General features: G+C 51.5%; 11 protein-coding genes. 5 read left to right on the forward strand and 6 right to left on the reverse strand.

Annotation, left to right across the window (positions count from 1 at the left end; translation table 11 throughout):
• Positions 1-254: 254 nt before the first annotated feature.
• The 4 genes from EDI29_RS10745 to EDI29_RS10760 all read right to left on the reverse strand — a co-directional run bounded on the left by EDI29_RS10745 (position 255) and on the right by EDI29_RS10760 (position 5507).
• Positions 255-872, reverse strand: a complete 618-nt coding sequence (locus tag EDI29_RS10745; RefSeq protein ID WP_137740906.1) for a heme acquisition protein HasA — start codon at positions 870-872, stop codon at positions 255-257.
• 117 nt (positions 873-989) lie between these two features.
• A complete protein-coding gene (locus EDI29_RS10750; protein WP_137740907.1) occupies positions 990-3668 on the reverse strand; it encodes a TonB-dependent receptor in 2679 nt (892 codons plus the stop codon).
• 276 nt (positions 3669-3944) lie between these two features.
• Entirely contained in the window at positions 3945-4898 is a 954-nt protein-coding gene (locus tag EDI29_RS10755; RefSeq protein WP_137740908.1) for a FecR family protein, read from the reverse strand.
• Positions 4899-4997: 99 nt separating this feature from the next.
• Complete coding sequence (locus tag EDI29_RS10760; RefSeq protein ID WP_137740909.1) at positions 4998-5507, reverse strand: RNA polymerase sigma factor; 510 nt, start codon at positions 5505-5507, stop codon at positions 4998-5000.
• A 501-nt stretch (positions 5508-6008) separates the two neighbouring features.
• Between EDI29_RS10760 and EDI29_RS22740 the strand changes: the two genes are divergently transcribed.
• From EDI29_RS22740 to EDI29_RS10775, 4 genes are all read left to right on the forward strand, one after another.
• Entirely contained in the window at positions 6009-6170 is a 162-nt protein-coding gene (locus tag EDI29_RS22740) for a hypothetical protein (protein WP_167494501.1), read from the forward strand.
• A 120-nt stretch (positions 6171-6290) separates the two neighbouring features.
• Positions 6291-7715 carry an aminobutyraldehyde dehydrogenase gene (patD, locus tag EDI29_RS10765; RefSeq protein WP_137740910.1) on the forward strand — a complete coding sequence of 475 codons (1425 nt, stop codon included), beginning with the start codon at positions 6291-6293 and terminating at the stop codon, positions 7713-7715.
• Between the two features lie 325 nt (positions 7716-8040).
• On the forward strand, positions 8041-9447 hold the full coding sequence (gene ygjG / locus EDI29_RS10770; RefSeq protein ID WP_206664361.1) for a putrescine aminotransferase: 1407 nt from the start codon (positions 8041-8043) through the stop codon (positions 9445-9447).
• Between the two features lie 799 nt (positions 9448-10246).
• On the forward strand, positions 10247-11908 hold the full coding sequence (locus tag EDI29_RS10775; protein ID WP_137740912.1) for a methyl-accepting chemotaxis protein: 1662 nt from the start codon (positions 10247-10249) through the stop codon (positions 11906-11908).
• 521 nt (positions 11909-12429) lie between these two features.
• On the opposite strand, the gene EDI29_RS10780 is transcribed toward EDI29_RS10775, so the two are convergent.
• Positions 12430-13416, reverse strand: a complete 987-nt coding sequence (locus EDI29_RS10780) for a class I SAM-dependent methyltransferase (protein ID WP_137740913.1) — start codon at positions 13414-13416, stop codon at positions 12430-12432.
• A 119-nt stretch (positions 13417-13535) separates the two neighbouring features.
• Here EDI29_RS10780 and EDI29_RS10785 point away from each other — a divergent pair, with 119 nt between their 5' ends.
• Complete coding sequence (locus tag EDI29_RS10785; protein ID WP_241664921.1) at positions 13536-14474, forward strand: helix-turn-helix transcriptional regulator; 939 nt, start codon at positions 13536-13538, stop codon at positions 14472-14474.
• A 323-nt stretch (positions 14475-14797) separates the two neighbouring features.
• Here the strand turns inward: EDI29_RS10785 and EDI29_RS10790 are convergent, their stop codons facing one another.
• Positions 14798-15037 (reverse strand): hypothetical protein, encoded by a 240-nt coding sequence (locus EDI29_RS10790; RefSeq protein WP_137740914.1) that lies wholly within the window; start codon positions 15035-15037, stop codon positions 14798-14800.
• Between the last annotated feature and the right edge of the window lie 70 nt (positions 15038-15107).

The raw sequence follows: 15107 nt of genomic DNA on the forward strand, positions 1-15107 counted from the left end.
TATTCCTTCTTCAATAAAATCGCCATGGTTCTCACTGCGGTGTATCTACAGCGTGGCAGAGGGGAATGCGGTTAGCCGTACCGCTATTGACGCGGTTTGCCAACGGTTATTACACTCAATAAACCGCCGCGGTGCCGTACCCACCATAATTCACGCTGCGTTCCTGCAACGCGCATTATTTAGGGTACATACTCTCTCCGTACCGCGACGGTGTTCACTCAAACGGCTAAAAGCGTCATCTTTTAGCCGTTTTCTTATGCCGCCAGCAGATCGGCGGTTTCGGCGACGCCAACCACGTCAACCACGGTATCGGCAGAAAGTGCCGCATCGGAGGTCGCTGTCGCGAAGCTCAGGCTATCCAGGCTAGCGTTGATATCAATGCCGGCATTAGCCAGTGCATCCAGCAGCGGTTGAACCTGACCGCCCATCAGACCGTAAATCACGTCATGTACCACGCCGCGATCGCTAACGTTCAGGTTGGCAATATCCGTGGAGAGATCTAATCCGCTGAAGGTGACTTCCGGCTCGACAAGAGAATAGGTCGTACCCGCCGTGGTGCCGCCTTGCAGGAGATTCCCGAATGACAGACTATCCAGATCGCCATACAGCGTATGGGCAGGAGGAGAGAAGAGGCTATAGGTCAGATCGCCACCCGCAATGAGTGCGGAGACATCGTTCTGCGTGCTGGTGATCGCATATTGAGTACCGTCTATAAAGGTATCGCCGCCGTAAAAGCCTCCGGTATTATTGCCACCGACTTGTGTATTCCCTGCGGTATGGTTAACGTCGCCAAAGGCTGCTGACCATTCCGTCAGGTAGCTGGCAATGCTGTAATTGGCATAGTAGGCATCGTAGGTAATTGCAAAACTCATAACAGACTCCTCATTAACTAACGATTAATAAACACGGCAATCCGTGTATGCCGTGAAAGAGGATGAGCCATCCCATCCCCTTTATTTTCCTGCCTCCTATGTTGGGAAGCAGAGAAATCAGAATCGGTATTCCACCCCAGCTTGCACCGTTCTTCCTCGGCTTGGCGTGTAGCCCAGTGATTCGCCATAGCTCACGATGTAAGTACGGTTAGCGATATTTTCGACGGAGCCGCGCAGCGTCAGGCTGTCAGTCAGGCGATAGCTGGCGTACAGATCGTAAACTTCATATTTGGGCCAGTCGGCTAAATAGGCAGAGTTGGCCGGTGCGGCGGTGTCCTGATAGCCCGGGGCAAAACGCATCGTGACCCCCATATCCAGTTTGCGATCGAAGACGCGCGTCCCCAGCGTGACGGAGCCGCGATCGCCAGGAAGATAGGCGGCGTTGCTGAACAACAGCGTTTTCTGGCAAGTGAAGTCACTGGCGGTGGTATCGACAGGCGTGGAGTAATAGTTGTTTCTGGACCCTCCAACGGTCGTAACGCCACCCATCCAGGCCATCGGCGCACAGAAATCGTTATTGCCGATCATGTGGGTATAGGTCGCATCGACGTACAGAAAGCCCGTGTCGTAATTAAGCTGGTATTCCATGCCGCGGAAGCGGCTTTTTACCAGATTGTTTTGGAATACAGAATTGCTGAGGGATTCGCCGTTATAACCCGGTTTTGTGCGGGCGCCGTTCAGGCTGATGTAGTTGTTTATCCGGGTGTCGAAGTAGGACACTTTGGTAACCAGCCTGTCGCCATCCATAAACAATTCGGGTTTCTGTATATTGAATCCGACCTCCCAGGCGCGTGATCGCTCCGGTTTGAGGTTAGGATTCGGATACAGGTAATAGTTGCCTGCGCTGTAGGTGCCGTTGGCGAAGGTTTCACTGACGGAAGGCGGCCGCCAGGATAGGCCATAGCTAGTGTACAGCTGTAGCCACTCAATGCCGGGTCGGACGCCAGCAAATAGCGTAGGGGACAGCTTGCCGTGTTCGTCATCGACATTCCAATTCTGCGTAGTGGTCGCGAATGGTTGGCAAAGTGCGATCGACCTTTCCCTACAGGGGGCTGTGATGGTATAGGGAATCTCCCGATAGCTAATGCTGGTGGTGCCGCGTAACCGATAACGATCGTAACGCAGGCCACCTTGTAGCGTTACCCACTCGTCGTAGGCGTAATTCAGATTCGCGAATAGGCTGGCCATCGCACGGTTTCCTTCCGGGGTGGCGTTACTGGCCGTGCTATTGGAGCTATCTGTTATGATCTTGTCGTAATAAAAATCTAATCCGTAATCGGCTTTCAGATCGTGCGCGCCCTGTTGCCACAGCGTCGAGGTGTTTTGCGCCTGCGCGCCGTAGGTGCGTAATCGGGTACGTTCCTGATAGGCACTGGTATTGGAGAGGGCATAGTTATCGGTGTTGTTATTGGTATCGGCGTAGTAAATCTTGGTTTTCAAATCCAGCCAGCGTTGGTTGTCTGGCTTCAGGCTGTAATCCAGTGCCGTACTGCGCGCCATAATATTGCTGTGCCCGCTGGCTCGCCACCCCAGATCGGTATTGGAGAGATTAGATAGCGTCCCGGCGTTTTCGGAAGAGGTTTGTGTCTGCATATAGCTGAGCTGGAAGCGCTGGTTGGCGGGGAGATTCCAGCCGATTTTCGCCAGCCGTGAGCGCATGGTGTAGGCCGCACTGCTCACTTTCTGGTGCTTTAAGTTATCCGCCCACGTTGCGTAATTACTCGAATTGCCGGGAATACGGATATTCCCGAGGTTGCCGTCGTTACCCGGCCAGTAGTCGCCGAGATGGCGCTCGCTGGCACCCACCAGAATATCGCCGCTTTCATTGCCCAGTGCGAGGAGGCCGCTGCCGATAAAATGTGTCCCGTTGTCGCCCGTGCTGGCGTGAAGTTTTCCGCCAAGCTCTTTACCTGGAGCCAGAAAATCGTGGGCGCTGGCGGTATTAAAGGTGGCGACGCCGCCCAATGTCCCTGCGCTGCCCATTACGTTTGTCGCGCCTTTTTCAATCGTTGCGCTGGTGAGCAATTCCGAGTCGATATACATCTGCCCGTTACGCTGGCCGTAGCCGGTTTTTTGAAAATTTTGCCGTACGCCATCAATATTCATATTCACGCGACCAAAATCCTGTATCCCGCGAATATTTACCGACAGCGAAGGGTCTTGCTGGCTGACGCTGGAGTACACTCCAGCAGATTGTTCCAACATATCGGCAGCGTGGCGAGCAGGGCGCTGATCCATCTGCTCGCGTGAAATCACGCTGATGGCGCGCGGTTGTTCGTAGATCCAGTCACCCGGATTGGCGACGGTAAATGCGCGAACTGTCATCACGTCGTCTATTTTTGCCGTATCGACGTTGACTGAACGAGGGCGCAGGGTAATCACGCCATTGCTACCGATCTGAAAGTCGACCGGGTTGGCACCGATCAACTGGCGCAGCCCTTGCTCTGGCGTGAAACGCCCTTGAAGCGCGGCGGCCTGCATATTTTCCAGTTTGACGTCAGCAAAAAAGACCTGTAGCCCGGCCTGCTCGGCGAAGCGGAGCAACGCGCTGCTCAAGGGTTGTGGATTAATGGAAAAGGTAACGCTTTGACGAGCGGCTTCCTGAACGTTGGCGGCCTGGGTTTCTGCTTGTGCATAGTGGTATGAACTCAGCAGTGAGAGTGCAATGCCGACGGCAAGAGAAAGAGGGTTAAGTTGTAACAAGCGTATATCTTGCTGTGGTGTTTTTTTAAACATGTTCGCCTGGTCTACCGTCAGTTAAATGACTAATAAGCATTAACAAACAAAGGGATGGTTAACCTCTTTGTTCTTAATGAAAATGATAATAAAAATCATTACCTAAGTATGAAGACGGTTGAGGGGGCAGAACCCGTAAAAAAATATTTAAATTTTTTTCACCGGTGAGTTGCGGCCTTGTAAACGTCGTGGTTCTTGATGAGCGCTCACCACTCCCGAACGGCGTGGCGGAAGCGGTAGCGAAAGGAAATATCGGGGGAGGAGAGTCGGTATAGATCAGTACAGAATAGTGACGCCGGGCAGAGCAACGGTTTTGGCACCCAGTTCAGCGGTCATGGTTTGCAGCGCGTTATCTAGCTCGTTCAGAGAAAAAATACCGCTAACCTGACGTTGGCGCAGCGCTGAACTCGGGATGACGATCGTACCAGAACGGTACTGATTGATACGCGCGATCACGATAGCAAGCGGCTGTTGATCAAATATCAGCAGTCCACGCCGCCAATCGCCACGCTCGCGGCTATTCCAACCGGGAAGACGCGTTATACCTTGATCGGTATAACGTGCAGCCTGTTCTTCATCAAGCCGCAGCACTTGACCGTTTGCCGTTACCTGAACGCTGTGTTCCACCACGCCGACAGTTGTTGTCTGTGACGAATGTTGCACAAGAAACTGTGTGCCCAATGCCTGTGTTGTGCCTGACGCCGAATCGACCAGGAAAGGACGTTTTTCCTGTGTATTTATCGGGGAAACGGTGAACCAGGCTGAACCTTGCAGCACTGTGACTCGTCGTTCTTGCGGCGTGTAAGCAAGAGCAATCGCGCTGCCTGCATCCATATCAACCTGGCTGCCGTCCGGTAGCGTAACCTGTTTAACCCGATGATCGGCATGATAATCCGAGCGCAGCGTTATAATACCGTCGGAAATCCACGTTGTGCCGAGACTGAAGCCTAACAGCAATAAGGCCGCGATTTTCCACTGTGTCGCACGGTTGATGCGTTTGACGGGCAATTTAACTACCGGCTGCGGTTGCAGCCGCTGTTTTTGCTCGACGCTGAGCGACCCTAACTCGTGCCAGAGCATCCCAGCCTGTTCCAAGGCATGGCGATGGCGAGAGTCCTGTGCCAGCCAGTGCTGAAATGTCAGTTCCTGTTCATCGTCCAGCGGCGCTTCGGCCAAACGTATGGCCCATCGTGCTGCTTGCTGATGGATGTCAGGGGGATAATCGTTCATGTTATAGGCCTGGAGTGTGTAGGGGCTCTAAGTAAGTAGACGTCTGACGGCAATAAACCCGTAAATAATTTGTGATTATTTCATTATTGCCGGCTATTTTCACGCAGAGCGGCTCGTCAGCATGGCATGCAGTGCCATCGCAAGATGCTTCTCAACGGTGCTGAGGGATATATCCAACTGCTGAGCAATTTGCGCCTGTGTCATGTGTTCAAACCGGTGTAAATGAAATATCTGCTGTGTACGCTCAGGCAGTGTCAGCAGCACGTTTGCCAGACGTTCCAGCTCCTGTTGGGCGATCGCTGCCCGATCGAGTTGGGGAGCGGCATCAGGCAGAGCGTCCAGCGTCGTATCCACGTCGTCAACACCCGTTGCCATCTGCCAACGCTGCTGGTGGCGGACATGGTCGAGCAGCAAATTATTGGCTGTTTTATAGAGATAGGCTTTCTTGTCATCTACATCATCTTGCTGTTCCAGTCGTTGTGCCAACCGTAAAAAACTCTCTTGCACCAGATCTGCCGCTGCCTGAGGGTCGCGCAGTTTATGATTGAGATAGCGTTCTAACCGTTCTGCATAGTGGTTGAACAGCATTCTGAGTTCAGACTCTGACATGCCAACGTCCCGTCAGGTGACCTTCCCGCCGACTCTGCGGCAACAGAACTCCTTTCCCTTGTTACGGTGCTAGTCCGCTGGCGGGTAAGGCCCTGAATAATATCCCGTCATACTTCAAGCTGCTTGTGCGTTGGCTGCGTTTAGTCACCCGAATCACTTACTTATGTAAGCTCATCGGATGAAATGAGAGACATCCTGTCTCTCACTGAAGGCCAGCCTTTGGCTGGTCAAATTCGTTCCCGACGAATTTGTCCCTCTCTTGCCGCGTTACGAGGCGCATAAATACGCCTCGTCCTAAAGGGCCAACACATTGTGTTGTTCAAAACGCTAACGTTTTGTCCTGCAACTCGAATTATTTAGGGGATAAATTTAATGTAATTGATAATTATTATCACATATGACGAGCGGGAAAGCAGAGTTAAATCTTCTTCAGATTGGCGGATTTTAGCCGTCGACTACACTTACCTTTGTTGACGTATCATTTGATTAAGAGGAATGACAATGACGACAAAGGACGATCCCAAAGACGTGACGGTCAGCGAAGGGCTGGCAAAGGTGCATGAGGCGTCAGGTCAACTGACGAAAGAAGAGATTGAGGCGCTGGCGGAGGAAGCACGACAGGCCGCGACGCAGACGCAGAAAGCGTCGGGTAACACGCCTTAGTCTGATGCCGCCTGTTGCAGAACGGATTGACGCTCAAACATAACGTGGCAGGTTTTTTGCACAGACATTTTGCAGATAGTGATGAAAAACACGATCGTTTTCTCTCTGTAAGGAAAATGTATGCATGACAAATTACTGATAGAAGGCAAGCTGGTCGCAGGAAAAGGCGAGGCATTGGCGATATTCAACCCTGCAACGGGAGAGCAAATTGCCGCCATTGCGCAGGCCGATCTGCACCAGGTTGATGCAGCCGTTCTGGCTGCCGAGTCCGCTTTTGCACACTGGGGACAAACCACGCCGAAAACACGCGCCACGCTGCTGCTACGGATTGCCGATGCCATTGAGGAAAACGCAGAGACGTTCGCCGAGCTGGAATCATTGAACTGCGGTAAACCTTACCATGCAGCGCTAAATGATGAAGTTCCTGCGGTGGCGGATGTCTTTCGTTTTTTTGCCGGCGCGGCGCGTTGCTTGAGCGGTTCAGCCGCGGGAGAATATCTGGAAGGGCACACCTCCATGATACGGCGCGATCCGGTTGGCGTGGTGGCATCCATTGCCCCATGGAATTACCCGCTGATGATGGCATCGTGGAAGCTGGCACCCGCGCTGGCGGCAGGAAACTGCGTGGTGCTGAAACCGGCGGAGCAAACCCCTCTGACGACATTCTATCTGGCGCACCTGTTGGCGGAGATACTTCCTGCTGGCGTGGTGAATATCCTGTTTGGTCGTGGCGCAGACATCGGTGATGCGCTGACAGGGCATGAGAAAGTCAACATGGTGTCGCTAACCGGTTCGATTGCGACTGGAACGCATATTCTTGCCCATACTGCTGCTAGCGTAAAGCGCACGCATATGGAGCTGGGCGGTAAAGCGCCTGTAATTGTCTTCGATGATGCTGATATCGATCAGGTGGTTGATGGAATTCGCAGCTTCGGTTTCTACAACGCGGGGCAAGACTGTACTGCTGCCTGTCGGCTGTATGTGCAACGAGGGATCTACGATGAGGTCGTAGAAGCATTAGGAAAAGCGGTGGCAACGCTGAAAATAGGCGATCCGCACGATGAAACGACCGAGCTGGGGCCGTTAATTACTGAACCGCAGCTTGAACGCGTGATTGGTTTTGTCGAACGCGCCAAAGCGCTGCCGCACATCACGGTGGTGACCGGTGGCGAGCGGGTGAAAGGGCAGGGATTCTACTTCCAGCCTACGGTGCTGGCAGGCGCAAAGCAGGAAGACGAAATCGTTCAGAAAGAGGTGTTTGGCCCGGTGATATCCATCACGCCGTTCGACGATGAAGCGCAGGTGATTGGCTGGGCGAATGCCTCGCATTACGGGCTGGCTTCCTCGGTCTGGACGCGTGATATCGGGCGTGCACACCGCCTGGCCGCGTGCCTTCAGTACGGCTGTACTTGGGTGAACACCCACTTCATGCTGGTGAGCGAAATGCCGCACGGTGGACAGAAGCTGTCCGGCTACGGCAAAGATATGTCGATGTACGGGCTGGAGGACTACACCATCGTGCGTCATATCATGATCCGGCACTGAGGTTATTCACTCTGTTGGGGCTACTTGTCCTGAAAGAACAATCAGGGGAATGAGATAGCGGGTTTGTCCAACACAGGCGCGCCCCAAAAGAGGGCGCGCAGGGCAAAAACGGGGCAGCGCAAGATATTTTAATTGCCTTCACGCTAGTATTCACCCTGTCATTTGGTTATTAATTTTAAATATTCGTATTTAGTTCAAATAATATGCTGGATTTTTGGTTTAGATCGCGTTTTTTTATTTTATTCTGATTTAAGACGGGCGACTGGCGTGTTATGTGCATTAATTAAATTGGCATCGCGTGATGTCCGTTTTCAAGGAGCGCATTTTGTCCAGATCAAACGCCCACCTTAACCCGCTAGAGTGTACTCAGCAGGCATTGCATTGGATTCATAGTGACACGCTATCCCACGATGACATGGCGGCACTGAATCGAGAAGTTTTGAATTGTTTTCGCGAATACGTCAACCCAGGTTTTCTGGAGTACCGAAAATCTGTCACTACTGGCGGCGACTACGGCGCAGTCGAATGGCGTGCCAGCGGCCCGAATACGCTGATTGATACCCAAGGGAATGAATATCTGGACTGCCTCGGCGGTTACGGCATTTTTAACGTGGGGCATCGTAACCCTAACGTCATTGCTGCCGTTGAGCGCCAGCTCGCCAGACAACCGCTGCATAGCCAGGAACTACTCGACCCGCTGCGAGGGTTGTTGGCAAAAACGCTGGCGGCGCTGACACCGGGTAATTTGAAATACAGCTTCTTTTGTAATAGCGGAACGGAATCGGTGGAAGCAGCCCTGAAGCTGGCGAAGGCCTACCAATCACCGCGTGGTAAATATACGTTTATTGCTGCAACGGGTGCCTTCCACGGGAAATCTCTGGGCGCGCTTTCCGCCACCGCTAAACCCGCGTTTCGTCGTCCTTTTATGCCGCTGTTACCCGGCTTCCATCATGTTGCTTTTGGCGACATCAACGCCATGCGCAAGCAGGTTCAGCAATGCCAGAAGACCGGCGATGACGTTGCCGCCATCATCCTTGAACCTATTCAGGGGGAAGGCGGCGTGATTGTGCCACCGGAGAATTACTTGCCTGCGGTCAGAGCATTATGCGATGAGGCTGGAGCATTGCTGATTCTGGATGAGGTACAAACTGGCATGGGGCGCACGGGCAAGATGTTCGCCTGTGAACATTATGGCGTGCAGCCCGACATTCTGTGTCTGGCGAAGGCGCTGGGTGGCGGCGTGATGCCGATTGGTGCAACGGTGGCAACGGAAGAAGTTTTCTCCGTACTGTTTGAAAATCCCTTCCTGCATACCACCACGTTTGGCGGCAATCCGCTGGCCTGTGCGGCGGCGCTGGCAACCGTCAACGAACTGCTGACGAAGAATCTGCCGGAACAGGCGGCAATGCAGGGAGAATTTTTGTTACAGGGCTTACGGCAGTTGGCGGCTGAGTATCCTCAACTGATTATCGAAGCGCGCGGAATGGGGTTGCTACAGGCTATCGAGTTCAGAAAAAATGAGATCGGGTATGCCTTCGCGAAAGAGCTGTTTCAGCGTAATGTTCTGGTTGCGGGCACGTTGAATAATGCTAAATCGGTCAGGATCGAGCCACCGCTTACCATCACGCGCGAGCAATGTGCCTGCGTGCTGAAAGAAGCAAAAGAGGTACTTAAGAAACTCAGCGGCACAATGCCTGACGAAAATAAAATGAAGGAATATGCAGTAGAGTGAAAAACGAGACGGAAGCACGCAGTACCCCATTATGTTCATTCCGAAAGCCAGTCAGCTCTTATTGACTGGCTTTTTTTATCCTCCTGCGAGACGCGGGAACCTGCCATTATGCTTTAAATCTAATTAATTCAGTCACGTCACACTATATTGAGTGTCACGAAGCGTAATGATATGGATAGTATTGTTACTCAATCTGAACTATTAGCTTTCTAACTGATAAATTTGATTTAATTAATGAAAATCAGATTTTTCCCCTTATTACTTTTTGATAGAAAAAAACGATCGAACAAAGAGAATTGAACGGTTTAATGATCGTTATTTCCGATCGATATTCCATTTGTGATAGTGTAAAGTTATAGACCGTAGGCTACGGAATCTTCATGTTCTTTTTATCAGTTTATAGCATTAATTAAACGTAACGTATGCACAGTAGGGTAAGGCAGAATATGAAAATGGGGTCGTTTTTATACATGCTTTGCTTTCAGGTGTTCGCATATATTTTTGATTTTTATGGTGAAATAAAAATGGGTTTTAATTGATTTACCAAGTAAACAATTTCAGTAAGTAAATGTCGTCGATATGCCTATTATTTAAAATTATTAATGGCTAAATGGATTTCTTATGCCACTATGCTTCTGTCTGCATCAGAAAATAAGAAATTTAGAGGAGCCAGGGACCCTGTTTTGATAACGATTCACTTTACCGTTCTTCGTATTTTATTTAGACCAGTAGTCGGTAAGAGGTTTATCAATCGCAATAGGGAAAATATTTTGCAAAAATGTAAAGTCTTGGTGCTGACATGGATTTATTTAAAAATATAAAAATTGGGAAGCGGCTTTCTCTAGGGTTTGGTTTGTTAATCATGCTGACGCTCGTTTTGTCATCTGTGGGCTATTATTTCATGAAAAACATTGGTGCCGAGGTTGATGAAATCACCGAAGACCGAATGATAAAAGTCGACATGCTACGTGATATTCAAGATATATTAAATACTAACATTCGTACTTTACGCGATATTATCCTCCTCCCAGCAGATAAAAAACAGGAAAAGGACGATCTCAAGGTTATCATAGTAAAAACGACCAACTCGGCAAGTGAAATATATAAAAATCTCGATGGCAGTATCAACTCGCAAAAAGCGCGGGAGTTATTTAATCAACTTATCGATATCAGAAAACAGTATAGCCTGAGTATAAATAAAGCCATTGACTATGCGATGGAAGAACAGGATGCGCTGGCAACAGAATTGGTATTTGGTGATATCGCAAACATCCAAGCCGTTTATTTTGCCAAACTGAATGAATTTACTGAGTTACAGGAGTCGTTCGTTGATCATGCCAAACGGGCGACGAAAGAATATATCAGCAATGCGCTGTTGTGGATGTTAGTGCTATCGGTCTTCTCTGCTGTTTTAGGGTGCTTTATTGCCTGGTTATTAACCCGAAGTGTCACCGTTCCGCTCTCTGTTGCGCTTTCTTCTGCGAAGCGCATCAGTGTGGGTGACTTGAGTGGTTCTATTGTGGTCAATAACCGCGATGAGACAGGTTTGCTGCTGGAAGCTATGCAGGAAATGCAAGCGGCGCTGACGCAAATGGTTGTTGGCGTCAGAAACAATGCGGAGAGCGTTGCTACGGCCAGTATGCAGATTGCTCAGGGTAATGCTGATTTGTCATCACGGACTGAAGAGCAGGCGAGTGCTCTGGAAGAAACGTCTTCGACCATGACGCAATTAGGCATGACGGTCAAAAACAATGCCGACAATGCCCGTCAGGCTAATGCGCTGGCCCAAAATGCGAGTACCGTAGCGCTTCAGGGAGGGGATGTTGTCAATGACGTCGTGGATACGATGAAGTCCATTAATGAGAGCTCGCGCAGTATTGTCGATATCATTAATGTCATCGATAGCATTGCGTTTCAGACGAATATTTTGGCGCTTAACGCTGCTGTTGAAGCGGCCCGAGCGGGTGAACAGGGACGAGGATTTGCCGTTGTTGCGGGTGAAGTGCGCAATCTGGCGCAGCGTAGCGCAGAAGCCGCTAAAGAGATCAAAAATCTGATTACTGCGAGCGTTGAGCGCGTCGAGCGTGGTTCTGTGCTGGTGAATAAAGCGGGGGAAACGATGCAGCAGGTTGTGGTGTCTATCCGCCAGTTGAGCGATACCGTATCAGAGATTAGCTCCGCAAGTGCCGAGCAGTCGACGGGAGTCGAACAAGTCGGCATTGCGGTTAGCCAAATGGATCAGACTACGCAGCAGAATGCCGCGTTGGTGGAAGAGTCCGCAGCGGCAGCACAAAGCCTCAAGGAACAAGCGGATCAGCTTGTCAGAGAGGTTTCGGTGTTCAAAATCGCGAATTATGGACGACCCACACCGAAGCCAGCAACGCAGACGCTCCCGATTGCCAGGCTTCCAGCCTCTGTCAGTGCATCGGCTTCAGGGGCGTCAGATTGGACGAGTTTCTAATATATAACCGTTATGGCTGCCAGCATGTCAGGGATATATACTCCAAATAATTCGAGTTTCAGGAAGGCGGCAAGAGAAGGAATCCCGATGAGCTTACTCAGGTAAGTGATTCGGGTGAGTGACAAACCTGCCATAGGCAGGTTTGAACGCTGCTTGCAGCGGCCCCAACGGGGCGAGGCACACGCCAGTGTGCTGAGTAGCGCGGCCAACGCACATGCAACTTGAAGTATTACGAGTATAGAGAAAATAGCGAAGTATAATAAATAGATATTGTCATAAGAGATTTGTTTGCCAGTCAGCACACACTGACTGGCTTTTTGCCTACCGTGGTAGGCCTGAAGCGCCTGCTGCCGATCGCTGGCAGGTTCGCCTCGTATCAATCAGTCACGCCCTGTAATGTCTTCATAGGTGCTTTGCATCAGGCTGACAACCCTAGGTACGCAGAAATATGATAATCATCAACATGATGCAGCAACGGTATCGTCAGTTTTGCGGCTCCAAACGCTGCTGAACAGATGCGGTTACCTGCGTTTACGGGCAATCAAGACATTTAGCGGAGCCATGGGAAATGCCTGATGACGTCGAGTTTCGACAGAGGTGAAGCCAGCAGCCAGTAACCACTGAGTGAGCTGTCCTTCTCGTGTAACGTGGCGTCCACTCATTTGCATCGGGAGATAAAACGGCAGAACGGGAGCTGCATCGTTGGCCTCTTCGGCAATTTCCGCCTGTGCAAGGACCAGCGTTCCCTCTGGCGCGAGTGTGTGGTGAAGCGTTGCCAGCATGGTGGGGATATCCTCAACAAAATGCAGGAAGGAGGAGCTCCAGATCAGATCGTATTTTTCGCCGGGAAACGCGCCGCTTTGTGCTGACAGCCGTGCGGATAACCCGGCATCGTCGATATTACGCTGTGCCACGGCAGCCGTTTGCGGCAGGTCATAGACCGTGCCGGAGATCTGCGCGTGGCGCTGCGCCAGCGTAATTGCCACCCAGCCAGGGCCACCGCCCAGATCGAGCACGTGCCTGATTTGTGGGAAATCCGGCAGGCTGGAGATCAGTTGCTCAGCAAGGTCTGCGGTTACCGAGCGCTGCTCCTGCGCGATTTGCTGTTCTGCCGCGTTGGCCCACGCCGCATCGCGCGGTAATTCGCTCAACTGTGCGGGCAGTGGCTGGGGCATTCCGCCGCCGAGTCCCTGACCGAACTGGCGCAGGCTGGTGAGGCGAAAACGCCAGGCGTCACCGAGAAAACGCGGGCTGCGGCGACAGAGCACGGCTGCGCTGGCGGGGGCGATTCGATAACCGCCATGATGGCGCGTCAAAAGCTGCATACTCCACAGGATCTCAAGCAGAAATTCGGTTTTCTCCGGCTGCCACCCCAGCGCTTCCGCCAGTTGTTCCGACGTGGTGGCGTCCTCCAACTGGTCGAAAATCTGCTGTTCCAGCGCAAGATGTAACGCGTCGGCCTGCACGCTGCTAGCGGCAAGCTGCCATAATGTCTCTAGTGGGTTCATAAGCGATCTTTCTCATTGATGGTCAGTCGATAGGGAATATGCTATCTATAAATGAGAATGGTTATTATGTTCATTGTTATGCGAGACGGCGTTTTTCATATGCGAAACGGCGAGGGAAGATGATGCAAAGACAGCGACACAGGCGAAGTGAAAAACCAGCGGGCGATCGGTGCTGTGCGAGTGAGGCTGATATCTCAGGCTCACGCCGTACTTTGCCAGATGGCATCGGAGAATGCTGGTCGGATTTCAGTCGTATTGATGCCGATCTGTCGTTGGCGCGCTCGCAATACCGGCCACGTCGTGCATGGGTGGAGGAAACCCAAAATCCACATTCACAGCCAATGCTGGTTATGACGTTTGCGCTGGCAGGGGAGTCTACCTATTGTGACAGCAGTGGCTCACAGATCTGGTTTCGTCAGCAACATGTCACGATCACGACGTTTGGCTCCAGCGTGGGAGAACGCCGTTATCAGGCCCAGCAGCATGTCGATCAGCTGCGGTTGCGGATAGGGAAAACGGCGGCGGCGCGCTATTTGGGGTCGGCCTGTGCGGAACAACTGTTCAGTGACGATGGTGTGCGACAGCACGCGTTTACATCGATATCTGCGGCTAGTCAGGTTCATGTCAATGCGTTGTGCAGCGACACTGATCCGCTGAATCGCCACATCCATGCGTTAAGCCTGCTGTCACAGTATCGACATCTTCTACAACCGAAAGACAGGCGTGATGCTGTTTATCCACAGGAGCGGCAGCAGTTGGAGTGGATATGTTGCTGGATGCGGGAACATTTGGCTGAGCCGCTGACGCTGGCCTGCATTGCGACCCAGGCAGGGATGAGTGAATCCCGACTCAAACTTGGGTTTCACCGCTGTTTCGCAACGACGCCGGGTCAAATGCTATTACGAATGCGAATGGACCGGGCGCACCAGCTATTGGATCAAGGGTTTCAGGTAGCGCAGACGGCCTGGCAAGTCGGCTATCGGCATCCCGCCAATTTCAGTCTGGCATTTACGCGCTATTTTAACCGTAATCCGAAAATGATTGCGGCACGTAAGTAATCTATCTTGTTGGTATTACTATCAGACTGTGAACCAATTTACTTGCAACACGAAAAGGGTAGAAGTGGGATAGAAGTGTAGGATGTTCGCGTCAGCCGAACGCACAGCACTACCGTTAGACGCGTGTTGTTCGCCTTCCTGACGCCATGCTGGAGGATCTTTTGCTCTGCTTTCCTGCTGATTCTTGCATCTTTAATTGTTATTTCATAACGCATTAGCAATAACATCACGGCGAGAAAGATGCAGAAAATGACAATTGCAGCGCCCCTGACGCTGTTGATGGCGGGTGATTAATCTTTTCCGATCATCGGAAATATAGAGCCTCAGCGACCAATAAGTCGCAACTGGGTACAAAATGGGCAACCACAGCCGTTAATGGAGGTCGCATCGCACTGACCGGGGTGGATTGCCTCTAATCCCATTGGGGTAAAGCTGGAAAAGGTGCGTTTGGCCTCATCAATATTGCGTAATCCAGCCTCGTCGGACTGGGCTACTTTTGCCTGAAACGCAGAAGCCTGTGCCGCAACCAGGGAAAGAAATAGAACTGACAGACCTTTTTTCATTGAGTTTATCCGTTATGGTATTTGGTTCGTTATAACATAACAATCCAAGCCGTACTAGCTCAGGCGAGCG

The organism is Pectobacterium polonicum, from assembly GCF_005497185.1.
Taxonomy (GTDB): domain Bacteria; phylum Pseudomonadota; class Gammaproteobacteria; order Enterobacterales; family Enterobacteriaceae; genus Pectobacterium; species Pectobacterium polonicum.

What these genes read in the sequence shown, in the direction of transcription:
- EDI29_RS10745 (WP_137740906.1), bottom strand. Translation starts at nt 872, where the DNA reads ATGAGTTTTGCAATTACCTACGATGCCTACTATGCCAATTACAGCATT.
- EDI29_RS10750 (WP_137740907.1), bottom strand. Translation starts at nt 3,668, where the DNA reads ATGTTTAAAAAAACACCACAGCAAGATATACGCTTGTTACAACTTAAC.
- EDI29_RS10755 (WP_137740908.1), bottom strand. Translation starts at nt 4,898, where the DNA reads ATGAACGATTATCCCCCTGACATCCATCAGCAAGCAGCACGATGGGCC.
- EDI29_RS10760 (WP_137740909.1), bottom strand. Translation starts at nt 5,507, where the DNA reads ATGTCAGAGTCTGAACTCAGAATGCTGTTCAACCACTATGCAGAACGG.
- EDI29_RS22740 (WP_167494501.1), top strand. Translation starts at nt 6,009, where the DNA reads ATGACGACAAAGGACGATCCCAAAGACGTGACGGTCAGCGAAGGGCTG.
- patD (WP_137740910.1), top strand. Translation starts at nt 6,291, where the DNA reads ATGCATGACAAATTACTGATAGAAGGCAAGCTGGTCGCAGGAAAAGGC.
- EDI29_RS10775 (WP_137740912.1), top strand. Translation starts at nt 10,247, where the DNA reads ATGGATTTATTTAAAAATATAAAAATTGGGAAGCGGCTTTCTCTAGGG.
- EDI29_RS10780 (WP_137740913.1), bottom strand. Translation starts at nt 13,416, where the DNA reads ATGAACCCACTAGAGACATTATGGCAGCTTGCCGCTAGCAGCGTGCAG.
- EDI29_RS10785 (WP_241664921.1), top strand. Translation starts at nt 13,536, where the DNA reads ATGATGCAAAGACAGCGACACAGGCGAAGTGAAAAACCAGCGGGCGAT.
- EDI29_RS10790 (WP_137740914.1), bottom strand. Translation starts at nt 15,037, where the DNA reads ATGAAAAAAGGTCTGTCAGTTCTATTTCTTTCCCTGGTTGCGGCACAG.